The organism is Amycolatopsis sp. La24, assembly GCF_029087445.1.
Lineage (GTDB): Bacteria > Actinomycetota > Actinomycetes > Mycobacteriales > Pseudonocardiaceae > Amycolatopsis > Amycolatopsis nivea.
On sequence record NZ_JARACH010000004.1, the window covers coordinates 196,566 to 218,192 of the forward strand.

Below are 21,627 nucleotides of genomic sequence, written 5' to 3' on the forward strand. Positions count from 1 at the left end.
ACGTGGCCTGGGGTCTCACGCCCTGCTCCGTCGTGGCCCCACGCTAAGCCGCCGCTTTATGTCGGATCAAGTCAAAAATAAAGGCACTTTCAGTCAAAAAGAACGGCATTAATGGTCTAACATCCGGGCTATGACCGACTGGACCCCCGTCCGGCTCTCCTCCCCGCCCGCCCCGGAAAACGACGCCGCCGACCGGGCGCACAGCCAGCTGCTGCGGCTGATCGCGTCCGGTTCGGCGGACACGCGCGCGGCGCTCGTGCGCTCGACCGGCATGTCGCGGTCCACGCTGAACGGGCACCTGGACGCGCTGCTGCGCTCCCGCGTCCTGGTCGAATCGGGCACCTCGGCGCACGTCGGCCGCGGCCGTCCGGCCCACCGGCTCCGGCTCGCCGCGCGGGCGGGTGTGGTGCTGGCGGCGGACCTCGGCGCGCACAGCACCCGGGTCGCCGTCGCCGACACGGCGCAGACGATCCTCGCCGAGCAGCAGTTCCCGCTCGCGCTGGAGCAGGGCCCCGAAGCCGCGCTGGACGCGTTGACCGACCGGCTGCGCGAACTGCTCCGCGAGGCCGAGGTCGAGCCCGGCGAGGTCACCGCGCTCGCCATCGGGCTGCCCGGCCCGGTCGACGCGCAGACCGGTTCCCCGGTGCGTCCGCCGATCATGCCCGGCTGGGACCGGTATCCGGTCGGGCAGGTGATGGGCGAGCGGCTTTCCTGCGCCGTGCTCGTGGACAACGACGTGAACCTGATGGCGCTCGGCGAGGCACGAGCCCGGCCCGCCGAGGCGAACCCGTTGCTGTTCCTCAAGATCGGCACCGGGATCGGCGGCGGCCTCGTGCTCGCGGACGGGCGCATCCACCGCGGCTCCGACGGCGCGGCCGGCGACATCGGGCACGTGCGCGTCCCCGGCGACGACCAGACCGTCTGCCAATGCGGCAACGTCGGCTGCGTCGAAGCCGTGGCCTCCGCCGGAGCCGTGCTGCGCATCGTCCAGGCCGAACTGCCCGCGCTTCAGTCCATTGAGGACCTCGCCCGCGCCCTCCGCGACGGGGAGCCGACCGTGGTGCGCCACGTCCGCACCGCGGCCGAAACGATCGGCGAGGTGGTCGCGATGCTGGTGCACTTCTACAACCCGCGGACGATCGCGCTCGGCGGCCTGATCACCGCGGCGGGCGACGACGTGCTGGCCGGGATCCGCAGCGTCGTCTACCGCCGCGCGCTGCCGCTGGCCACCCGGAACCTGGTGCTGACGCACAGCGAACTCGGCAGGCACGCGGGCGTCGCGGGCGGGATCGTCTCGGCGGTCGAGCACACCCTTTCGCCGTCCGGGATCCGGGCGCTGAAGGAATCCGTACTTGACAGGGTGCCCGGCGCGAGGTGAACATCCTTGCTGTCTCACGCCCGAGAACGTCGGAACCGCCACCGCGGGTGGCGTCTGCGTCGCCCCGGCGACCCGCGGAACCGATCCCCTCTCGGAGAAAGCCATGACGCACACGGTCAGTGCGGACCGGTCCGTTCGCACGGCAGGCCCGAAATTCGTCGTCGCCTACATCGCGGCACTGCTCGGCTGCTACTTCGCCCTCATCACCCCGGCGTCGGTCACCGTCGCCCTCCGGCTCCAGCAGATCGACCCCGAGCACAAGGTCGGCGCCCTCGCGCTCGCGCTCGGCCTCGGCGCGCTGCTCGCCGTCGTCGCCAACCCGCTCTTCGGCCACCTGTCCGACCGCACCACGTCCCGGTTCGGCATGCGCAAACCCTGGCTGATCGCCGGGATCTTCGGCGGCACCGGCGGGCTGCTCGTGGTCGCGTTCGCCACCACGACGGCCATGGTCGTGGTCGGCTGGTGCCTGACCCAGATCCTGTTCAACGCCGCGCTCGCCGCGATGGTCGCCCTGCTGCCCGACCAGATCCCGGCGGAGCGGCGCGGCGTGGTGAGCGCGCTGATGGGCGTCTGCTTCCCGGTTTCGATGATCGGCGGCAGCTACGTCGCGCAGGCCGTCACCGGGCTGCCGCCGTTCTGGATGTTCCTGCTCCCCGCGATCGCCGCGCCGATCACCGTCGTCATCCTGTGCGCCGTCCTGCGGGACCGCCGCCTCGACCCGGCGGAGCGGACCCCGTTCGGCATCCGCGACCTCGGCCGGATGTTCTCGTTCCGGCCCCGGCACAACCCGCCGTTCGCGTGGGCCTGCCTCATGGTTTTCCTGCTGTCCATCGGGTTCTCGACCTTCACCACCTACCTGGTCTACTACCTGTCCGACGTGCTGGGCGTGGGCAGCGGCGAGGTCGCGCACGCCGCGTTCGTCGTGAACCTGATCGCCTTCGGCATCGCCCTGCCCGCGAGCCTGGCCGGCGGCTGGATCACCGACCGGTTCGGCCGCCGCGGGCTGATGATGCTCTCGTCAGCGGTGATGCTGGCGCTCGCGCTGGCGGTGCTGATCGTGGCGAAGAGCGTCCCGATGCTCTACGTCAGCGCCGCGATCGCCGGAGTCGGGCTGGGCGGGTACTTCTGCGGCCATTTCGCGGTCCCGGCCGCGCTCCTCTCGGGGGACGGCGAGGCGGCGCGCGAGATGGGAGTGGTGAACATCGCGCTCACGCTGCCGAGTTCGCTGGTTCCGGTTTACGGGCCCGCGCTGCTGTCGTTCGGGTCGAGCACGAGCACGAATTACCCGCTGCTGTTCGGGTCGGGTGTGGTCGCTTGCCTGCTGGCGATTCCGGTGATGCGGAAGATCCGCGGGCTCAACCGGCAGTCTGCGGGGTGACGGGAGGTTCGTGAGGGGAACCCTGAAGGAATCAGATTCCGTCAGGGTTCCCCTCACGACCTGGGGAAAGCAGGCGCTCCAGTTCGGTTTCGGCCTCGCTGCTTCCGGCGTCCGAAAGCCGTTGCAGTTCCCGCAGATCGCTCTTCGCCACCGCCCGGCGGGTCAGCAAGCGTCCGGCGTGTTCGCTGCCCTCGTCGAGCAGTTCGGACAGCTCGGCCAGGTCGCCGCGGCGGTCGGCGAGATCGGCGAGACGGTCCAGTGCGGTTTCGTTCCCCTCGTCAGCGAGGGCGCGCAGGGTGTCGTAATCGTGCATGGCTCCTGCCCGAGCCCGCGCGCGACGCCTCCGGATACCGCCGCTACGACGCGCAGGCGGTCATCGACCTGGCCCGCATCGTCACGCTCGACCGGATCGACGCGGAGTGGCGCGGTCGCATCCGGCAACGCGAACAACGCCGCGCCCGGTTGCGGGGCCTCGATCAGCCCGACCGCCTCTGTCTGCCGTCCGACGCCATCACGTTCATGGACCGGCTGAAGCGAGCAGGACTGTAGCGGCACGAGAATGCCATCCGCGACGGCCGGATCCTTTGTCTGCGCGCTCGGTCCGGACGTCGCCCGCGCCGTTCTCGCCAGCCGCAGGACTATCCGGAGTACGTCGCTGTTCTCCGCGCGTACGACGAGGCGATCGAGTGGAGTCCCGACGATCCCCCGGCTCGAAACGATCGCCGACGCAGCCGCCAAGCTCGGCCAGCGGATGACGTTGCCGTCTGATCTGCCGTCGCCCAGCGGATCAGCGAAGCGAAGAACGCGCCGTCGGAGCCAAGCGAAGCCGCTGCACCTCGGCACCGATAGTCAACTGGGACTCGAACACCCGCAACGCCGCGAGATCCGGGAAAACCCAGACCCCGACGCGGACGTTCTCCCCTTCGCGCACCGGCAGCGCACGGAAGGTGTTCTCCGCGGGCTCGGTGACGAAGGAGGCAAGCGGCGCAACGAAATCAGCACCAGGCGGGCCGATCAGGACCAGGATTCGCGAGGGCGGTTCGACGGCATCGGCGGGCCGGGACATCGGCGGGAAGTCGGTTTCGGGGCGGAGCAGCAGGACGTTGTCGCTGTCGAGCATGGTGGCGTTCGCGGCGGCGCGGTGTTTCCGCCAGGCCTCGCCTTCGAGGTAGAACGCGGTCAGCGCGGCGTGCCGGGCGGCCATGTCCGGGAAGGAACGGAACCACACGAACCGGTCCGGGTCGTCCTCGTCGCGGAATTGGCCGACGACGGTGCAGCCCGCGGCCTCCTGCGGTTCCACCAGCGCACGGTCGAACAGGTCGATCAGGACGTCCCGTTGCCCGGGCTGGAGGGTGTACTGGCGGAGTTCCACGACGGTCACGCCAGCGAATCTGCCACCCGTTCGCGGCGCGAGCGAGTGGCAGGACTGACTCCTTCCGCAAAATTCCTGCCGTATCCTCACAGCATGCGAACCGTCGCGGTCGCGCTGGTCGACGACATGCCGTTGTTCGAGCTGGCCATCGCCGCCGAGGTGTTCGGGCCGTCCCGGACCGACCTCGCCGACCCCTGGTACGAGCTGCGGTTCTGCGCGGAGAAGCCGGAAACCCGCACCGAATTCGGCTTCCGGCAGCACGCCAGTCACGGTCTCGAGACACTCAAAGACGCCGATACCGTGCTGGTTCCCGCCTTGCCGTACGCGTGTGTCCAAACTGGACAACCGATCCCGGCGCACCTGGTCGACGCCATCCGGGAGGCAGCGGCCCATGGCGCCCGGATCGTTTCGCTGTGCACGGGCGCGTTCGCGCTCGCGGCGGCGGGGCTGCTGGACGGTCGGCGAGCGGCGACGCATTGGATGTACGCCGCCACGCTCGCCATGCTGCATCCGCGGGTCCAGGTGGACGCGTCGGTGCTCTACGTGGACGACGGACAAGTGCTCACCAGCGCCGGACGCAGCGCGGGCATCGACCTCTGCCTGCACGTCGTGCGCAGCGACCTCGGCGCGCACGTCGCCAACGAGGTCGCCCGCCGGATGGTGCTGCCCGCGCATCGCGGCGGCGGGCAGGCGCAGTACGTCTCCGCGACGGTGCCGGACACCGACGACGCCGGGCTCGGTCCGGTGCTGCACTGGGCGACGCGCCACCTCGATCAGCCGCTGACTGTCGTGCAGCTGGCCCGCCGAGCCGGGGTCAGCCCGCGCACATTCGTCCGCCGGTTCCACGACGCCACCGGGACCACGCCGTTGCAATGGCTGCTCGACCAGCGCGTCCTGCGCGCCCGCAGCCTGCTGGAATCCACCGATCTGCCGGTCGGCCTGATCGGCGAACGCAGCGGCCTCGGTTCGGCGGCCAACCTCCGCCGCCACTTCACACTCCGGCTGGGGACGGCTCCGACGGAATATCGGCGCGCGTTCCGCGGATGAGCCCGAGCGCGGTCACTCCGGCCGCGACGGTCAGGACGACCGCTGTCCAGCACGCGACCGTCACGCCGGCGTCGAGGAAAACCGTGGTCAGCATGGCGACTCCGACGGTTCCGCCGAGTTGCTGCACCGCGTTCAGCAGCCCGGCCGCCGAACCTGTCTCCGAGGGACGGACGAGGGCCAGCGCCGCGGTGAAGAACGGCACGGTGAACAATCCGGTTCCCGTTCCCGCGATCGCCAGCGGGAGCAGCAGCGGCCAGCCCAGCGCGATACCGGTGATCCCCGCGGCCAGGAAAACTACGCCAGCAAAGAGAATCCGGGTGCCGAAGCGCGGGACGAGCCAGCGTCCGGCCACAAAGGACGATACTGCCAGTCCGCACGACCACGGCAGCAACGAGAGTCCGGCGGTCCGGGCGTCGGCGTGCTGGGTCAGTTGCAGGAACAGGACGACAACCTGGGTCAGACCGGTCATCACGGCGAAGAACAGCACTGACGTCGTCAATCCGGCCGGGAAACCGAGGCCGCGAAAAAGGCTGCGCTCGATCAGGCCGCCGCGAAACCGTTGCTGCAGAGCGAAAACCACGAGCACCGCCACTCCGGCGGCAACGAGATAACCGTTCCACTGTGTGAGGAGCGGATAGACCACGAGCCCGGCCCCCAGCACGACCAAACCGGTCCCGAGCAGGTCGAGCCGCGGCCGGGAGGCGGACCGGTCTTCGGTCAGCAATCCGGACGCGGCGAGCACGGCGACGCCGAGCGGGACGTTCACCAGGAACACCGACCGCCACGACCAGGCGTCGGTCAGCAGCCCGCCGAGGACCGGACCGCTCACCGCGGCCAGCCCCATCACCGGGCCGATCATGCCGAGTGCGCGAGCCCGGGCCGCGCCGTCGAACAGGACGCGGATGAGGCCGATCGTCTGCGGGATCACCAGGGCGGCCGAAGCTCCTTGCAGGGCCCGGAAAACGAGCAGGAACCCGGGTGTGGTCGCCGCCGCGCACAAGGCCGAGGAGAGCACGAAACCGGCCACGCCGAGTTGGAAGGTGCGGCGTCGGCCGATGATGTCGCCGAGGCGTCCGCCGGTGATCAGCAGGAGCGCGAAGGGCAGCGTGTACCCGGCGGTGTAGAAGGAGATCGTGCTGGCCGCGCCGCCGAGTTCGGCGTGCACCGCGGGGGCGGCGACCTGGACGATGGTGGTGTCGAGGAGGTTCATCGCCTCCGCGACGAGCAGGACCGTCAGCGCGGCCCAGCGACGTGAATCGTTCATGCCGCCAGCCTGGGCAGCGGCGAGACACGATTCCAGCCACCGGCTCAAAGGAACAGAAATCTTCCACTCAGGACAGTCTGGTGCAGAATCAAGCCATGCTCGACGACCTCGACCACGCCCTGGTCCACGCACTCCAGATCGACGGCCGCGCCCCGTTCGCGCGGATCGGCACCGTCCTGGGCGTCTCGACGCAGACCGTCGCACGCCGCTACCGACGGCTGCGCGCTGAAGCCGGACTGCGCGTCGTCGGGCTCGCCGCACCGCATCGCGCCGGACAGACGCAGTGGCTCGTGCGGCTCACCGTCGTCCCGGCAGTCGCACAACGGGTCGCCGACGCGCTGGTCCGGCGCACCGACACGACCTGGGTCAAGCTCGCCGGCGGTGGTACGGAAATCTGCGTCATCGTCCACACCGCCAACGGGTTCGCACCGGAGCACGGCCTGCTGCTGCACGACATCCCGCGTACGACCGGCATCACCGCCGTGTCCGCGCATCAGCTGCTGCACCTGTATCACGGCGGGCCGACCGCCTGGCAAGGCCGCGCCGAGGTTCTCACCGACGCCCAACGTCGCCAGCTGGAACCCGAAACCCGCGCCGCGGCTACCGAAGCGACCGCCGCCGACGAGCCCTTGCTCACCGCGTTGCAGCGAGACGGCCGCCTAGGCCAGACCGAGCTGGCGACCGTCACCGGCTGGTCCGCCGCAACCGTCGCCCGCCGAATCGCCGACCTGCGCGCGGCGGAAACCCTCTATTTCGACGTGGAAATCGACGCCCGGCTCTTCGGCGCGACCACGCAGGCACTGCTGTGGATGGCCGTCGCCCCCGCCGACCTCGACGCGGTCGCCACCGAACTCGCCACCCACCGCGAACTAGCCGTCGTCGCCGCGACCACCGGGCCGACGAACCTGCTCGCGCACGCCCTCTGCGCCGATCCCCCAGCCCTGCACCGCTACCTCACCCACCAACTCGGCGCACTCCCCGGCATCCGCTCCTGCGAAACCGCGCCAGTCCTGCGCACCCTCAAAGCCGCCAGCCCACTCACCCGCTGACCGCCTCGTACACCCCAGCGATCAACGCCACGAACGGCACCAACGACAACAGCACCAGAAACTCGGAAATATCCAGCAACCGCGACCAGTACGGCGATCGCACCCCGCGTGCGACCCGCGTCGCGTAGAACAGCGACACCACCGCGGCCAGCACCAGCGCCAGTCCGGCGGCGAGGAGCGCGATCCGCTGGTTGTCCGCGATCAGCCAGAAACCCGCGGTCAGCAAGGCGGCGAGACCAAAACCAACCAGCACCAGCCGTTGCGTGCGGCCCGCGTACGCGCGCGAACGCTGGATCCACGCCGTCCCGACCAGCGCCGCCAGCCCGGCTTCCCACGGTCCGCCGGTGGCGAGCACGATCGACGAACCGATCACCACCAGCCCGAGCGCCACCAGCAGGCTGGTGAGCAACGCCTGCGCGTACGTCGTCCGCCCGGCCATTTCCGCGCCGAGCGACGGCTGTTCGTTGGCGCGGAAGGATTCCATGTCGTCCGGCACGCGCGGGAGCGGCATCCGGCCCAGCCGCAGCGCGAGCATCGGCGCGACAGCCGCCAACGCGGTCGCCAGCACGGCCGCGACAGCCGCGGCGGCAACCGGCTTCGCGCCCGTCAGCAGCACCACGCCGGTCGCGATCGCGCCGATCCCGGCCGAACCGACCACCGCGACGAAGAACGGCAGCCGGTCCGCCACCGAAACCGCGGCCAGCACCCCGTAAACAGTCACCGCGGCGAGCCCGGCGGCAAGCGGTCCGGCGGAGAGCGAGAACATCGAATGCGGTGGCAGCAAAGACATTCCGGACAGGAACGCCACTCCGACCCCGGCCAGCGCACCGGCCGCACCCGCGCCCGAATCGCCGTATGCGCGGCTCAGCGCGCCGCCGCCGAGCAGCAGCACGACCGCGAGCAGCCCGGTGCCGATCGGTGCGAGCACGCTTCCCGCCAGCGACGCCTGGATCAGCAGCCCGCCCGCGAACAACAGCAGCGCGGCCGCGGTGATCCCGGCCCGCCGCGCGACCTTCGGCCCCCACGCCGTCGACGCGGATTCGCCGACGCTCGCGATCGAGTCGACCACGTCGTCGAACAGCAGCGGGCCGCGCGGACGTTCGCGCGGGGTCAGGTGCAGCACCTCGCCGTCTCGCACCTGCGCGGCGGCCACGGTGAGCCCGAGCGCGAGCGGCGCGCCGCCGAGCCGCGACAGCACCCAGCCCGGATGCTCGGCCGACGCCTGCCCGGCCGCCCCGGCGAGCCGGACCAGCTGCGGCACCAGTTCGGCGAACGTGCTCTGCTGCGGCAGCGCGACGTCCACCCTGGCGCGCGGGGTGACGATCGTGACGCGCCGGGTCGACCCGGCGACGGTCGGCGCGCTCACTGCTGGGACCTGGACGCCTCGATCACCGGCGCGAACTTCGCGCTGCTCGCCTCGGCGAGCTTCTGCAGGCCGGCGTTCACCGCTTCGAGCACGATTTCCGACAGCGTGCGCGCGTCGTACTCGCGGATCGCGCGCTGGTCGATGTCGACCGAGGTGAACCGGCCGTCGCCGCGCAGCGTCACGGTCACCTCGTTCTGCCGCGAGGCGGCCTTGACCTCCATCGCCTCGACCGTGCGCTGGATCCGCTGGACCTCTTCGGTCTGCTTGCGGACCTGCGCGAGCAGCTCGTCCATGTCCGGCACGGCATACGGTTCAGTCACCGTCGTTCTCCTTCTCCTGCGGGGTTTCGCGGCGGACGTGCACGCTGGCGACGAACTTCCGGAAGTCGGGGACGAGCGTGCGCGCGTCCTGCGGATCGGCCGTGCAGACCAGTTCCAGCACGACCCGTCCGGCCGGACCGGGCACGGTCAGGAACACCTGGATCTGCACCAGATCCTGGCCTTCCCCGGTGCGCAGCCGCAAGGTCTGGGTGCAGCCGGGCGCGACCGCGCTGCCGACCTCTTGGCGGTCGAGGACGTCGAGCAGCGCCATCGTCCGGCCGAGCCGTTCGACCGCCTCGTCGGCGATGTCCTTCATCGGCAGGGAATCCGGGCGCTGCTGGATGCCGAGCGTGATGTTCGGGGTGAACTCCGCCCGCGGATTCGGGTGCACGGCAACGAAAACGAGACCGGGTGCGATCGGCGGCACCGGCGTCCAGCCCTCCGGGACGTCGAAGCCCAGCGGGAGCGTCACCAGATCCGCCATGGCGCTCACCACGAACCCACATACTGCACGGCGTCGTCCCACGCCCCGCCGAGCGCGTCCGCCGCCTGACCAGCGGCGTCGCCGACCGCGTCGACCGCCGCGCCGCCGTATTCGCTGACCGCCGCGCCGACCTTCGGCAGGTCGATGTCGATCTTCGCGCCGACTCCGGCCCCGAGCCCCAGCGCGGCACCGGCCTTGAAGTTCATCTTCAAATGCCCGTTGTCATACACGAACTGCCCGTCGAGCTGCGCGCCGATTCCATATTGGACACTCCCGCTCGCGCCGACGCCGACCCCCGCGACATCCGCCGCGACCTGACCCTCGAGCTTGCCGCCCGCGAAAGCGTTGGCGTGCACACCAAGCCCGTGTATCCCCAGCTGCCCCGACGCGCTGACCTCGCCGCCAGCGAAAGCCGAACCGCGAGCGCTGCCGTGCGCGACGCCGTAGCTTCCGCTGGTCCCGATGTCCTCCCGGAACCCCAGCTCCGCATGGCCGGACGCCTTCGCGTCCCAGCCTTGCGAGGAGATTTTCCCGTCGTACTCCGGAATGAAGCCGTCCTGCTCGTGCGCTGCCTTGAGGTAAGTGATCTCGGTGGCGCGGGCGATCGCGCTCTTCTGCTTCGGCTGCCCGAACGGCGTGTCCGCCTTCTTCGGCGCACGGGTGCCTTCGAGCCCGTTCCAGGTCAGCTTCTTCCAGCCGGAATTGCCGAACCACGACGGCACCGAACGCGGCCGCTTCCGTCCGTCCAGCGTGTCGCCGTTGACCCAGGACAACGGGCCGTAAACGCGTTTGCCCAGCTTGCCCGGCTTGCTCATCGGCCCGGCCCACGGCGCGGGGAACAACTCGGCCAGCGCGTCCGACAGCTCGTCGGCGACCTGCCCGGCCGCTGCGACCGCTTGCTCGCCCAAATCCCTTGCCGCAGCGATAAAAGCGCCCACCGCGTTCGGATCCGCCGACCGGGCTTGGTTGATCAGCTGTGCGCCGTACTGATCGAACTGCGCGACAACGGAATCGACCCCTGAACGCGCCCACCGCAACAGCTGTCCGGCCATCGACAACCGCTTGCTCTGGTCAGCCAGCTTCGTGCCGTCTTCGGTCAACGCGTGCGCGACGTCGGCCGCTGCTGTCGCGTACGCGGTGTACGCAGCACCGTCCCAGTCAGCGTGCAATGCCGTGGCAGCGTCCGCGATTTCGGTGGCTTTGCCGGTGATCGTGGACGCGTTGGTGCCACAGCGGTTCGCCGCCGCTTCGAGCGCCGCCGGGTCGCCCGTGACCCGGCGCTGGTATTCGACCAGCACCTGCCGGTAGTTCGACAGCACCGAGCTGACGACTCCGGACGCGTCCACGGCCACCGGCTACGCGCCCTTCGCGTCGATGTCGACGTGCTGCTGGAAGTGTTTGCCCTGGTAGGTGACGTCGACATCGATGTCCACGTCCTGCCCGGCCGGGGCCTCGACGGTCGACTGCCCGGTGTTCAGGTCGGTGTGGATCACGACCTCGTGCGCACCGGTCGACTGGCCCGGCACCGAAGGCACCGAAGGCGCGGGAGACGGTGCCGGTGCCGGAGCCGGGTGGTCCACCGGAATCCAGCTGTTCCCCGCATTGGCCCCCACACCCGCACCGCCTCCAGAAGGCCAGCCACCAGTACCGCTGCCAGTCGGCCAGCCGCCGTTGGACAACGCGGGCGGCGTGTAGTTCGTGAACGACGGGTTGCCGCCGGGCACTCCCCCGCCGCTGCCGCCGATGGCCGCCTGCCCGGACGCGCTCGCGACCGGCGCGGGCATCTGCGGCGCGGTGACCGGCGTGCCGGAGACCGCCGCGTTGCCCGCCGCACCTCCTCCGTCGGAAGAACCGTGGTGGAACAGCTTTTCGAGGTCGCCGATGATCGTCGCGACCTGGGTGATCTGGTTCGCGAGGTCGCCCGCGCCGAGGGCCTTCAGCAACCCGCCGACCGCGGTGATGAATCCGCGCAGCGTCGCGCTGGTAGCAGTGGAAAGCGCGACCGCGGCCCCGTAGGTCCACCAGTTCGACATGAGCGACGCGACGGTCGGGTTCACCGCCGCGACCACCGACCGGTACGCCTCCTGCGCCGTCTTCACCAGCGTGCCGGAAACGCCGAGCAGTTCAGCGCCCTTCTCGATCACGTTGATGATCTTGGTGAGCTGGTCGAGCGAATGGGAGATCTTCTGCAGCGCCGATTCCGACGCCCCGCCGGACCAGACCTTGCCGAGCTGGTCGGCGGCCTTGCTGAGCTCGGTGTAGAGCGAGGTCAGCTCGGCGGCCTTGTGCAGCAGGTCGAGGACGTGCTTCGCGATCTGCTCCGGCTGGCCGGTGACGATCTGCGGCAGCACGGTGATCGGGCCGCCGCCGGAAGCGGTGGCGTCCATCGCGCTGGAGTTCGGGAAGAGCATCGGACCTCACTTGGTCGGGGTTCGGGGTCAGACGGAGGCGGGCCGGTACACGCTGACCTTGGCCAGTCCGCCGAGGCCCGGATCGACAGGGCCGTGGTTGTAGAGAGCGCCGCCGTCCCCGGCGACGCCGATCACCGGATGCTGGTCGGCGAGCAGAAGCGGTTCCACCACGACGACGTCGCCGCTGTGCACGCCGCCGGGCACGTCGCCGAAGGTGCGCGCGGTGCCCGAGTAGACCTCGATCAGGCCGACGCGCGCCTGGTTGTCGGCATCGCCGGCGAGCCAGTCGTTGAAGTCCGCGACGCCGTGGAACCGGGCGTCGGTGAGCGGATGCTCGGCGAGCCTGCCGAGGTCCGCGTCGCCGAGGTACCGCAGCACGTTGCCGACCGACGACGGTTCGCCGTGCGCACCGGCGCTGTCGGTGATCGCCGCCTCGGCCAGGTGCGCGGCGTGCGGTGTTCCCCAGATTGACGTCAACGACGGCGAAGAAGACTGCGCATGGCCGCCGCCGTAGCCGTCGGATACTGCTTCGTCAGCGCTTTGGTAAGCGTCCGCGCTGTGCTTGACCAGGCCGTTGATCTCCTGCAGCAATTGCAGCAGCGAGCGCACCGCGGTCACCTGCTGCGAGTGCAGCGCCTCGTTCGCCGCCGCGACGACGCTGCCGAAGCTGGCGAACGTCGTCGGCTGCAGGACGAGTTTTTCCAGGTCCGCGACGGCGTTGATGCCGTGGGCGATGACGGCGCCCACGTTGCCGACGGTGGAGCGCATGGCCTCCGGCTCGGCCCGGTACTCGCCGGTCGTGCCCATGGCGCTCCCTCCCGCTCTCCCGCGATCGACGCACCGGTGCGGGGCGTCAGCGCAGAGCGTAAGTTCGCGCCGCCGGGCGAGCGGACGGCAAAAGTACCCACCGCGACCGGACAGCGGACGGCCAAAATACGGGGCATGAGTGCCCCCCGCGACCGCCTCGGCCTGCTCGGCGAGCAGCCTGGGGAGATCATGCTGCAGTCCCCGCCGATGCTGCCCAAGAGCGGCTCCGGCGGCGTGATGCAGCTCATGATGTTCCTGCCGATGATGCTCGGCATGGGCGCGATGTCGTTCGTCTACATCGGACGCGACGGCGGGGTGATGACCTGGATCTTCGGCGCGCTGTTCGTCACCGCGATGGGCGGCATGATCGTGATGTCGCTCGGCCGCGGCGGCATGGCGAAGAAGGCGCAGATCAACGAGGAGCGCCGCGACTACCAGCGGTACCTCGCGGGCCTGCGCACGCGCGTACGCGCGGTCGCCGACTCCCAGCGCGCCACGCTGATCGCGCAGCAGCCGGATCCGGCCGACCTGTGGGCGTACGTCGAAACCGACCAGCACTGGGACCGCCGCCGCGGCGACCGCTCGTTCGCGATGGTGCGCGCGGCCACCGGCCCGCAGCCGCTCGCGACGCCGTTGCGCGCGCCGCAGATCGCGCCGCTGGAAGAGCTGGACCCGGTTTCCTCCACCAACCTCAAGCACTTCATCCAGACCTTCTCGACCGTCGAGGGCCTGCCGGTTTCGATCTCGCTGCGCTCGTACGCGGCCGCGACGCTGTCCGGACGCCGGTTCGAGGTGCTCGGGATGACCCGCGCGGTGCTGGCGCAGCTGGTGACTTTCCATTCCCCGACCGACCTGCGCGTCGCGTTCTGTGTTGCCCCGGACCGTTCGCACGACTGGGAATGGGCGAAGTGGCTGCCGCACGCCACCGCGCCGGTGCTGTCCGACGCGACCGGCCCGCGGCGCTTGTTCGCCGACAGCGCGGCGGAACTGGCTCGCCTGCTCGGCCCGGACCTCGGCGACCGCCCAGCGTTCTCGCGCCGTGGTGCCGCTGCGGACCTGCCGCACATCGTGCTCGTCGTCGACGGCGGCGACTCCCACGGCGAACCGCGCCTGCTCGCCGAGGACGGCCGGCTGGGCGTCACAGTGCTGGAGATCGGCGGCGACCAGCCGCGCGCGACGTCGACCGACCGGCTATTGAGCCTGCACGTCGCACCGGATCAGCTCGGCATGGTGGTACTCGACGGCACCGAAGCGCGGCTCGGGTTCCTCGGCATGCCGGACCGGCTCGACCACGGCGCGGCCGAAGCGCTGGCCCGGATGCTGACGCCGCTGCACCAAGGCGGCGCGGTGGTCAGCGAACAGCCGATGTCCTCGACGTTCGGGCTCGCCGGGCTGCTCGGCATCGGCGACCCGCGCGACACCGACCCGACCGTCACCTGGGCCCCGCGCCCGGCGCGCGACCGGCTGCGGATCCCGTTGGGCGTCAACCCCGACGGCCGCCCGGTCGACCTGGACCTCAAGGAATCCGCCGAGGGCGGCATGGGCCCGCACGGGCTGGTCATCGGCGCGACCGGGTCCGGCAAGAGCGAACTGCTGCGCACGCTGGTCACCGCGCTGGCCGTCACGCATTCGTCGGAGAAGCTGAACCTCGCGCTGATCGACTTCAAGGGCGGCGCGACGTTCGCGGGCATGACCAACCTGCCGCACACCTGCGCGGTGATCACGAACCTGTCCGACGACCTCGCGCTCGTCGACCGCATGGCGGACGCGCTGAACGGCGAACTGCTGCGGCGTCAGGAACTTCTGCACGCGGCCGGGAATTACGCGTCGGTGCGCGATTACGAGAAGGCGCGCGCGGACGGTACGCCGCTGCAACCGTTGCCGTCGCTGCTGGTGATCATCGACGAGTTCTCGGAGCTGCTTTCGTCGCGGCCGGAGTTCATCGACCTGTTCGTCGCGATCGGACGACTCGGCCGTTCCCTCGGAATCCACCTGCTCCTCGCTTCTCAACGACTGGAGGAAGGCCGCCTGCGCGGGCTCGACTCGCACCTGTCGTACCGGATCGGCCTGCGCACGTTCTCCGCCGCGGAAAGCCGTGCGGTGCTGGGTGTCGCGGACGCCTACCAACTGCCGCCGGTACCGGGATCGGCGTATCTGAAGTCCGACAACGACACCCTGATCCGGCTCAAAGCCGCTTACGTCTCCGGCGAACTCCCGCCGCGCAGCCGCATCGTGCGCTCGGACGGACAACAACTCGGCGTGCTGCCCTTCACCCTGGGCCCGGTTGAAGTCCCGGTCGCCGAACAACCCGCCGCCGAGGCTCCGGAGAAGGGCACCGGCGAGACCATCATCGGCGCGATGCTGTCCCGTTTGGAGGGACGCGGCCCGGCCGCACACCAGATCTGGCTGCCGCCGCTGGCCGAACCGCCCACTTTGGACCAGCTGCTGCCGCCCATCGGCGAAGACCCGCGCCGCGGTCTGTGCCCGCTCGGCTGGGGCGGCAACGGCAAGCTGACCATTCCCGTCGCGTTGGTGGACAAGCCTTTCGAACAGCGCCGCGACATGCTGTGGGCGGATTTCTCCGGAGCCGCGGGCAACGCGGTCATCGTCGGCGCACCGCAAAGCGGCAAGTCGACATTGATGAAGGACATCGCGGCGATGCTCGCGCTCACCCACACCCCCGCCGAAGTGCAGTTCTTCATCCTGGACATGGGCGGCGGCGCACTGGCCCCGATCGTCGGCCTCCCGCACGTCTCGGGCTACGCCACCCGCCGCGACCCGCAACGCTGCCGCCGGGTCGTCGCGGAACTGGTCACTTTGCTGGAACAGCGGGAAGAATTCTTCGCCGCACACGGGATCGAGTCGATGGCCGCCTTCCGCAGCCGCCGCGGCGAGTTCACCGAAAGCAGCGACGACCGCGAGTTCGGCGACGTCTTCCTGTTCGTGGACAACTGGACCACCATCCGGTCCGAATACGAACGCCTGGAAGAACAAATCACCGCGCTCGCCCAACGGGGTCTCGGTTTCGGCATCCACGTCCTGGTCTCGCTCAACCAGTGGATCGGCGCCCGCGCCCAGCTCCGCGACGCCATCAGCACCCGCTTCGAACTGCGCCTGGGCGACCCGGCGGATTCGTCGATCGACCGCAAGATCGCGCAAAACGTCCCCGCCGACCGCCCCGGCCGCGGCCTGACCGCCGACAAACTGCACTTCCTCGCGGCCCTCCCGCGCATCGACTCCGACCAACGCCCAGAAACCGTCGGCGCCGGCGGCCTGGACCTGGTCCGCCGAGTCTCCGCGGCTTGGACCGGCCCCCGCGCCCCTCAAGTTCGCCTCCTCCCGCCGGAAGTCCCGCTGGACTCGCTTCCCGCCGCCCCGTCCGGCCGGATCACGTTGGGATTGGCCGAATCCACCCTGCGCCCCGTCCACCTGGACTTCCGGACGGACCCGCACTTCCTAGCCTTCGGCGACGTCGAATCGGGCAAGAGCTCGCTGCTGCGCGCGCTCGTCACCGGCATCTGCCAGACGAACACCCCCGACGAGGCATTGATCCTGGTCGGCGACTACCGCCGCGGCCTGCTAGGCGTGGTAGACCAACCGCACCTGCTCGGCTATGCCGGTGCGGAGAACACGTTGACCGACCTGGTGAACCAATGCGCGACCGCGATGCGCAACCGCCTCCCCGGTCCGGACGTCACGCCAGATCAGCTACGCAACCGCTCGTGGTGGCGCGGCCCAGACCTGTACGTGGTCATCGACGACTACGAACTCGTCGCCACCGCGGGCCGGAACCCCGTGCTGCCCTTGCTGGAATTCCTGCCGCAAGCAAGGGACATCGGCCTGCACCTCATCCTGGCCCGCTCCTCCGGCGGTGCCGGACGCGGCCTGTACGAGGCGGTAATCCAGCGAGTGCGGGAACTGGGCTCACCAGGCCTGGTCATGTCCGGCGGCAAGGAGGAGGGCGCCCTGCTGGGCGATGTGAAACCTTCGCCGCAGCCCGCGGGCCGGGGAACGCTGGTGTCGCGTCGGCACGGGACCGAGCTGGTGCAGGTGGCGTGGACCAAGCCGGTGGAGGACTGAACGGGCTCAGTCGAGGAAGATCTCTCGGCTCGACAGATGGCTCGAGTAGGAAACGTCCCATTCCGCGGGCACTTCCCGCCGAACCCGCCGGGCGAGTTCCCAGCCGCGCTCGTCGAAGCTGCGCTCGGCTTCCGCCGAGGGGAACGCGGAGGAAGCCGGGTCGTCGTGGTTCATCGTGGCTTCCCATTCGTCCTGCCAGGCGGACAGGTCGCGAGCCAGCTCCGCGCTCAGCCCCAGCTCCGGCGACGCGGGGTCGACGGGGGTGGTCACGTCGTGGGCGTACGGATCGAAGACCCACAGCGGGTCGGCGCTCCATTCCGCCATGACCTTGATCGACTGCCACGGGATCTCCGGCCGTTCCACGGGGAGCGGCTTCCGGCGCGTGGGCCAGGAGAAGATGTCCGAGATCCGGTGGAAATCCCAGAAGCTGACGGGCCGCTCAGGCTCTGGCGCAGGCATGGGAGCGCACAGCCGCCATCAGCACGCGAGGCGTCGTCGCTGAGCCGTAGAGCATCGTCCGGACGAACACGGCGAGTTCACGAACAGCCGGCCGACCCGAAGCGACGGACTCCAAACGACCTCGTCGCCGACAGCGAAGATATAACTCATCCGGCCCCCACAGTCACAGTTCGTCGAGGTCCACCGCGAAGCCGGAGCCGTCGTCGTACGGAACCACGTCCCACAAAGACTTCGCCGCCCGCCACACCGCCGTTACCGTCGGCCATTCGTCGTCGCCGATCACCGTGAGCGTCACCAGCGCGTCAGCCGCGCCGACCCGGCCCGACGGGTCGTCCGGCGCCGCCTCCGCGATCATCGCCGCGACCAACGGCGTGCCTGCCGAGAACTCGATCCGGCAGCCCGCCTCCGCGGACACCCAGCCTTCGCCGCTGCACCGGTCTTCGACCGGCAGACCCGCTGTCAACGCATCGAACCCGGCAGCAGCGTCGAGCCCGCCGGTCCGGCAGTACAGCCGGATCTCATACGCCATCAGTCGCCAGCTCTCGCAATGCCGCCTGCACTTCAGCGAGCAACTCCGCGTCCGTCACGTCGCCAGGGTCACGCAGGGTCGGATCGATCGGATAGTCCTCCAGCACGAAGAAGAGGTGATTCAAGACCCGCTCGAGTGGCGCCCGCAGCCGTTCCCCTCGTTCCTGGGACATCCGCCACGCCGCGAACCACGTCCTCGCGAACTCCGGCCCCGGCAACTCCCCGCGGACGAACGATTCCATCGCCGCCAGCTGCCGCGCCACGAAGGAATCAGCACGTACATCACCCGGCTTGGCCCACGCATGATCCACCGGCGGGTACTCCGCCGCGACGCCGGGCAACTCCGGGAACCGCGCCGCCAACCGCCGCGCCGTCCGCCCGAAGCAGGCCCGGGCAGCGTCGACGCCTCCGGGCACGGCACCGGAGAGGAACGACCGGGTGCCCGCCACCAGCACGTATCCTCCGCCGCTGGCGAGTACCGCCCCGGACAAGTCGGGGACGACGAACAGCACCGAGGCACCACCGGTCAGCCTCGATTGCACGGCCAACCGCTCCACCGCCGTTCCCGGCTCAAGACCGCAACGCAGCACCTCACTCGCGCCGACGGATCGCGCCCCCATGCGTAAGCGGTCCAGAACCGCATTGTCCACTCCGGACGGAGCGACAATCGGAACGACAGGTTTTCCTTCCACAGCAAGCCATTCGTCGGCAAAGCGCCGCGGCCCGGCAAGAACAGCCTCGCCGGGCCACGGCACCGCCGCAGAGGTCACCCCCATCGAACGCCCCTCCCCCACCTGGTCACGAAGCCAGCCGCCGCAGCGCCTCGTGCACCCCGGCGACCAGTTCCTCGTCCGTCGGGTCGCCCGGCTCTCGCAGCGCCGGGTCGATCGGATAGTCCTCCAGCAGATAGAAAACCTCGTGCAACACCCGCGCGAACGGCGGTCGCACCCGTTCCCCTCCTTCGATGGACAACCGCCAAGCGGTGCCCCACGCCTTCGCGAACTCCGGCCCGGACAGCTCCCCGCGGACGAACGACTCCATCACCGCCAGCATCCGCGCCATGCAGGAATCAGCGGGCACTTCGCTCCGCGTGGCCCACGCGCGCACCACCGGCGAGTACTCCGCCGCCACGGCAGGCAAGCCGGGATACTGCCCAGCCCACCGCTGAGCTTCCTCCTCGAACGCGTCCCGGGCGTAGTCGACTCCCGCGAGCGTGACTCCGAGGAGGAACTCCCGAGTGCCCGCCGCCAGCACGTATCCCTCGCCACTCGCGAGAAGCGCCCCGGAAAGATCCGGCAGGACGAACAGCACCGGCAGTTCCTCCGGCGCCAGCGCGGAATCCACTGTCAGCCGCACCGGAACCGACCCCGGTTCGAGCGCGCAGCGCAACACCTCGTCCGCACCGGCCGACCGCGCTCCCGCGCGCAACCGATCGAGCACCGCATCGTCCAAGCCGGACGGAGCGATGATCGGAACGACCGATTTCCCGCCCGCAGCAAGCCATTCGCCGGCAAAGCGCCGCGGCCCGGCAAGGACAGTCTCGCGCTCCCCGTTCACGGCAGTACCCGATACAGCGGTTCCCAGCGCGACACCAGGGCCCTGACCTCCGGATCGGAGAGATGGTCCCGCAGCCCCACCGCGACCCGGACGAGCTGCCGGACCCGGTGCAGCCGAGCGATCTCCGGGGTGGACAACGTCTTCCACCCCGGACTCAGCCGCACCGACTCATCGATCCGCTCCGGCGTCAGGACGGCGATGACCCGCTGGATCGCGTCGTCGGGCTCGCACCCGCTGCCCGGCAGCGAAATCCCGGACTCGCCGATCATCAGCGCCAGCTGCAGCCGCCGGTTGAGCAGGTCGTCCGCTTCGATCAGATCATGGTCCTCCAGGTACGAATACAGGTCGCCGACCGCACGCAGATACCGCTCCTTCTCCGCCGTCGACAGCGCCGGTTCGCCGAACCTGAGCGCCGACGCCAGGCTGGGAACCAGCATCCCCAGCAGGGAGTTCCACCCGCGCGGATGGGTCCCGTCGGGCAGCCGTCCGCCGCCGATCCACCACTCGAACCGCTCCTGCCAGGACAACCCGGCCAACGGCTCCATCCAGGGCCACATCAGAACTGAAGGCCCATCAGCCGGATCGATTCGTCCTCGCCTGCCGACCGCATGCTGAGAACAGCCTGCGAGATCTCTTGCGTCTGAAGGGTATGCGGCACGACCACGAGGCTACCGTCCTTGAGGATCGCATAGGAATTCTGATTCCTTCAGGTTCCCCTCACGACGTCACGAAAGCCCAAGCACGGGATAACTGGCCTACCCCACCGGCGGAGGCGTCGTCGGCGCCGCACTGACGAACTACCTCACCAAGATCCAAGACCGCCGCCAGCTTCGCGCCGAGGTCTATCGGCGGCTCGAAGCGGCCCGCGCGATCTCCGGCGGTGTGCGCGAAATCCGGATCGGTTTGCCCCCGAATACCTTGACCAGCCGGAAAAGCCTCGCCGATGCGCTCGGGATCGTCGCCGTCCTCGAAGACGGGACAGACGCCCACCGCGAAGCCCTCTCCGAACTGCTCACCGCCGTGCTGGTCGCCGGAATCCCCCGCCGCGTAGCCGATTTCGCCGTCAACTCGGCGGAATCGCCGACTCCGGTCAACTGGCTCAAGCCGCCCAGGCCTACCGGACGGAAACCACCGGCCTTCTGCTCGCCGTCCTCTGGCATCCGTGGCGAGCCCGGCTCCGCACCCGCGGCCGGATCCGCAAGCTTCGCGTCGCCGTGCACGCCCTGCACCGGACACAGGAAGCCGCCGTCGCCGTGCTCACCCGTCCGGAGCAAGCCGATGCCCTCCACCGGCGGCTGGACCCCGACGGCGCGCTCCGCGAAACGTGGATCGAAGACCGACTTCCGTAGGTTACCGGATTTCCACTTGCCGCCTACGGTCGGGAAATCACCACCGAGGCGGAGGGATTTTCCATGCGTTACGCGAAAGCGGCGGCCGTGGTCGCCGGGGCTGCGATGGCGTTCGGGGTCGGGGCGGTCGTCCCGGCGAGTGCCGACACGCACATCATCGGCGGCGATACCGTGAAGTCGGCCCCGTGGGGCGCCCAGGTGTTCTGGGACGACGTCACCGACTACGGCGGCTTCGAATGCTCCGGCACGATCATCGCCTCGCAGTGGGTGCTCACCGCGCAGCACTGCCTGAACAAGGGCGGCATGCACGTCAAGGTCGGCGACGTCGCGCTGGGCCAGGGCACCGAAGCCGCGGTCGACGAGCAGAAGGCCTCGCCCAACGGCGACATCGCGCTGCTGCACCTCAAGTCCGCTGTGGACACCACGTTCATGAAGCTGGCCGACAAGGACCCGGAAAACGGTGCCACCAACCAGATTTACGGCTGGGGCCGCACCAAGGACCAGAGCCCGCCCTCGGACACGCTCAAGACCGCGGACGTCCAGGTGACCGGCGAGAGCACGGACGCCTTCAACGGCAAGGCGATCGCCAGCAAGGGCGTCACCGGCTCCTCGTGGCACGGCGACTCCGGCGGCCCGCAACTGGCCGACGGCGTCCAGGTCGGCGTCTGCTCCACCGGCGAGAACTCCGGCAGCGACGAACACGGCACGCAGAACTACGCCAGCGTCGCCAACAGCCGCGACTGGATCAAGCAGACCGCGGGCGTCTGATCCGCGCGTT

Annotated in this window: 21 protein-coding genes; 6 read left to right on the top strand and 15 right to left on the bottom strand. The window is 70.0% G+C overall.

The features are described 5' to 3' along the window. Positions 1 to 130 precede the first annotated feature (130 nt). Both PUT80_RS07640 and PUT80_RS07645 read left to right on the top strand, forming a co-directional pair. Entirely contained in the window at positions 131 to 1,378 is a 1,248-nt protein-coding gene (locus PUT80_RS07640; protein ID WP_275291510.1) for an ROK family protein, read from the top strand. A gap of 103 nt (positions 1,379 to 1,481) precedes the next feature. After that, positions 1,482 to 2,756, top strand: coding sequence for an MFS transporter (locus PUT80_RS07645; RefSeq protein WP_275291511.1), 1,275 nt, complete (start codon positions 1,482 to 1,484; stop codon positions 2,754 to 2,756). A gap of 31 nt (positions 2,757 to 2,787) precedes the next feature. On the opposite strand, the gene PUT80_RS07650 is transcribed toward PUT80_RS07645, so the two are convergent. Further along, entirely contained in the window at positions 2,788 to 3,069 is a 282-nt protein-coding gene (locus PUT80_RS07650; protein ID WP_037809604.1) for a hypothetical protein, read from the bottom strand. A gap of 474 nt (positions 3,070 to 3,543) precedes the next feature. Continuing rightward, complete coding sequence (locus PUT80_RS07655) at positions 3,544 to 4,137, bottom strand: NIPSNAP family protein (protein WP_275291513.1); 594 nt, start codon at positions 4,135 to 4,137, stop codon at positions 3,544 to 3,546. Positions 4,138 to 4,221: 84 nt separating this feature from the next. Between PUT80_RS07655 and PUT80_RS07660 the strand changes: the two genes are divergently transcribed. Next, entirely contained in the window at positions 4,222 to 5,175 is a 954-nt protein-coding gene (locus PUT80_RS07660; protein ID WP_238607687.1) for a helix-turn-helix domain-containing protein, read from the top strand. On the opposite strand, the gene PUT80_RS07665 is transcribed toward PUT80_RS07660, so the two are convergent. After that, positions 5,120 to 6,439, bottom strand: coding sequence for an MFS transporter (locus PUT80_RS07665; RefSeq protein WP_275291514.1), 1,320 nt, complete (start codon positions 6,437 to 6,439; stop codon positions 5,120 to 5,122). The two genes, PUT80_RS07660 and PUT80_RS07665, sit on opposite strands and share 56 nt — an antisense overlap. 80 nt (positions 6,440 to 6,519) lie before the next feature. Here PUT80_RS07665 and PUT80_RS07670 point away from each other — a divergent pair, with 80 nt between their 5' ends. Next, complete coding sequence (locus PUT80_RS07670; protein ID WP_343076872.1) at positions 6,520 to 7,488, top strand: AsnC family transcriptional regulator; 969 nt, start codon at positions 6,520 to 6,522, stop codon at positions 7,486 to 7,488. On the opposite strand, the gene eccD is transcribed toward PUT80_RS07670, so the two are convergent. From eccD to PUT80_RS07700, 6 genes are read right to left on the bottom strand one after another with little or no spacing between them, the layout of a single operon-like run. Continuing rightward, positions 7,478 to 8,854: a type VII secretion integral membrane protein EccD gene (eccD, locus tag PUT80_RS07675; RefSeq protein WP_275291515.1), complete on the bottom strand. Its 1,377-nt coding sequence runs from the start codon at positions 8,852 to 8,854 to the stop codon at positions 7,478 to 7,480. The two genes, PUT80_RS07670 and eccD, sit on opposite strands and share 11 nt — an antisense overlap. Next, positions 8,851 to 9,174 carry a YbaB/EbfC family nucleoid-associated protein gene (locus PUT80_RS07680; RefSeq protein WP_037809598.1) on the bottom strand — a complete coding sequence of 108 codons (324 nt, stop codon included), beginning with the start codon at positions 9,172 to 9,174 and terminating at the stop codon, positions 8,851 to 8,853. Before PUT80_RS07680 ends, eccD begins: the two co-directional genes overlap by 4 nt. Next, on the bottom strand, positions 9,167 to 9,658 hold the full coding sequence (locus tag PUT80_RS07685; protein WP_275291516.1) for a hypothetical protein: 492 nt from the start codon (positions 9,656 to 9,658) through the stop codon (positions 9,167 to 9,169). The genes PUT80_RS07680 and PUT80_RS07685 overlap by 8 nt, the downstream gene beginning before the upstream one ends. A gap of 5 nt (positions 9,659 to 9,663) precedes the next feature. Beyond that, a complete protein-coding gene (locus PUT80_RS07690) occupies positions 9,664 to 11,010 on the bottom strand; it encodes a WXG100 family type VII secretion target (RefSeq protein ID WP_343076873.1) in 1,347 nt (448 codons plus the stop codon). Between the two features lie 3 nt (positions 11,011 to 11,013). Next, complete coding sequence (locus PUT80_RS07695) at positions 11,014 to 12,069, bottom strand: hypothetical protein (protein WP_275291518.1); 1,056 nt, start codon at positions 12,067 to 12,069, stop codon at positions 11,014 to 11,016. A 27-nt stretch (positions 12,070 to 12,096) separates the two neighbouring features. After that, positions 12,097 to 12,876 carry a hypothetical protein gene (locus PUT80_RS07700; RefSeq protein WP_037809590.1) on the bottom strand — a complete coding sequence of 260 codons (780 nt, stop codon included), beginning with the start codon at positions 12,874 to 12,876 and terminating at the stop codon, positions 12,097 to 12,099. 135 nt (positions 12,877 to 13,011) lie between these two features. Here PUT80_RS07700 and eccCa point away from each other — a divergent pair, with 135 nt between their 5' ends. Further along, on the top strand, positions 13,012 to 16,956 hold the full coding sequence (gene eccCa, locus PUT80_RS07705; protein WP_275291519.1) for a type VII secretion protein EccCa: 3,945 nt from the start codon (positions 13,012 to 13,014) through the stop codon (positions 16,954 to 16,956). A 6-nt stretch (positions 16,957 to 16,962) separates the two neighbouring features. On the opposite strand, the gene PUT80_RS07710 is transcribed toward eccCa, so the two are convergent. The 6 genes from PUT80_RS07710 to PUT80_RS07735 all read right to left on the bottom strand — a co-directional run bounded on the left by PUT80_RS07710 (position 16,963) and on the right by PUT80_RS07735 (position 20,490). Then, positions 16,963 to 17,415 (bottom strand): hypothetical protein, encoded by a 453-nt coding sequence (locus PUT80_RS07710; protein WP_275291520.1) that lies wholly within the window; start codon positions 17,413 to 17,415, stop codon positions 16,963 to 16,965. Positions 17,416 to 17,578: 163 nt separating this feature from the next. Beyond that, positions 17,579 to 17,944, bottom strand: a complete 366-nt coding sequence (locus PUT80_RS07715) for a hypothetical protein (protein WP_275291521.1) — start codon at positions 17,942 to 17,944, stop codon at positions 17,579 to 17,581. Next, on the bottom strand, positions 17,934 to 18,737 hold the full coding sequence (locus tag PUT80_RS07720) for a colicin immunity domain-containing protein (protein ID WP_275291522.1): 804 nt from the start codon (positions 18,735 to 18,737) through the stop codon (positions 17,934 to 17,936). Before PUT80_RS07720 ends, PUT80_RS07715 begins: the two co-directional genes overlap by 11 nt. A 4-nt stretch (positions 18,738 to 18,741) precedes the next feature. After that, a complete protein-coding gene (locus PUT80_RS07725) occupies positions 18,742 to 19,500 on the bottom strand; it encodes a colicin immunity domain-containing protein (protein ID WP_275291524.1) in 759 nt (252 codons plus the stop codon). Then, positions 19,497 to 20,045, bottom strand: a complete 549-nt coding sequence (locus PUT80_RS07730; protein WP_275291525.1) for a hypothetical protein — start codon at positions 20,043 to 20,045, stop codon at positions 19,497 to 19,499. Before PUT80_RS07730 ends, PUT80_RS07725 begins: the two co-directional genes overlap by 4 nt. Before the next feature lie 172 nt (positions 20,046 to 20,217). After that, positions 20,218 to 20,490, bottom strand: a complete 273-nt coding sequence (locus PUT80_RS07735; protein ID WP_275291526.1) for a hypothetical protein — start codon at positions 20,488 to 20,490, stop codon at positions 20,218 to 20,220. Between the two features lie 464 nt (positions 20,491 to 20,954). Here PUT80_RS07735 and PUT80_RS07740 point away from each other — a divergent pair, with 464 nt between their 5' ends. Then, positions 20,955 to 21,617, top strand: coding sequence for a trypsin-like serine protease (locus tag PUT80_RS07740; protein WP_051171815.1), 663 nt, complete (start codon positions 20,955 to 20,957; stop codon positions 21,615 to 21,617). Positions 21,618 to 21,627: the final 10 nt, after the last annotated feature.

Bases quoted from the DNA above. Each gene is read 5' to 3' on its own strand.
- PUT80_RS07640 (WP_275291510.1), top strand. From the start codon at position 131: ATGACCGACTGGACCCCCGTCCGGCTCTCCTCCCCGCCCGCCCCGGAA.
- PUT80_RS07645 (WP_275291511.1), top strand. From the start codon at position 1,482: ATGACGCACACGGTCAGTGCGGACCGGTCCGTTCGCACGGCAGGCCCG.
- PUT80_RS07650 (WP_037809604.1), bottom strand. From the start codon at position 3,069: ATGCACGATTACGACACCCTGCGCGCCCTCGCTGACGAGGGGAACGAA.
- PUT80_RS07660 (WP_238607687.1), top strand. From the start codon at position 4,222: ATGCGAACCGTCGCGGTCGCGCTGGTCGACGACATGCCGTTGTTCGAG.
- PUT80_RS07665 (WP_275291514.1), bottom strand. From the start codon at position 6,439: ATGAACGATTCACGTCGCTGGGCCGCGCTGACGGTCCTGCTCGTCGCG.
- PUT80_RS07685 (WP_275291516.1), bottom strand. From the start codon at position 9,658: ATGGCGGATCTGGTGACGCTCCCGCTGGGCTTCGACGTCCCGGAGGGC.
- PUT80_RS07695 (WP_275291518.1), bottom strand. From the start codon at position 12,069: ATGCTCTTCCCGAACTCCAGCGCGATGGACGCCACCGCTTCCGGCGGC.
- PUT80_RS07700 (WP_037809590.1), bottom strand. From the start codon at position 12,876: ATGGGCACGACCGGCGAGTACCGGGCCGAGCCGGAGGCCATGCGCTCC.
- eccCa (WP_275291519.1), top strand. From the start codon at position 13,012: ATGAGTGCCCCCCGCGACCGCCTCGGCCTGCTCGGCGAGCAGCCTGGG.
- PUT80_RS07710 (WP_275291520.1), bottom strand. From the start codon at position 17,415: ATGCCTGCGCCAGAGCCTGAGCGGCCCGTCAGCTTCTGGGATTTCCAC.
- PUT80_RS07715 (WP_275291521.1), bottom strand. From the start codon at position 17,944: ATGGCGTATGAGATCCGGCTGTACTGCCGGACCGGCGGGCTCGACGCT.
- PUT80_RS07730 (WP_275291525.1), bottom strand. From the start codon at position 20,045: ATGGAGCCGTTGGCCGGGTTGTCCTGGCAGGAGCGGTTCGAGTGGTGG.
- PUT80_RS07740 (WP_051171815.1), top strand. From the start codon at position 20,955: ATGGCGTTCGGGGTCGGGGCGGTCGTCCCGGCGAGTGCCGACACGCAC.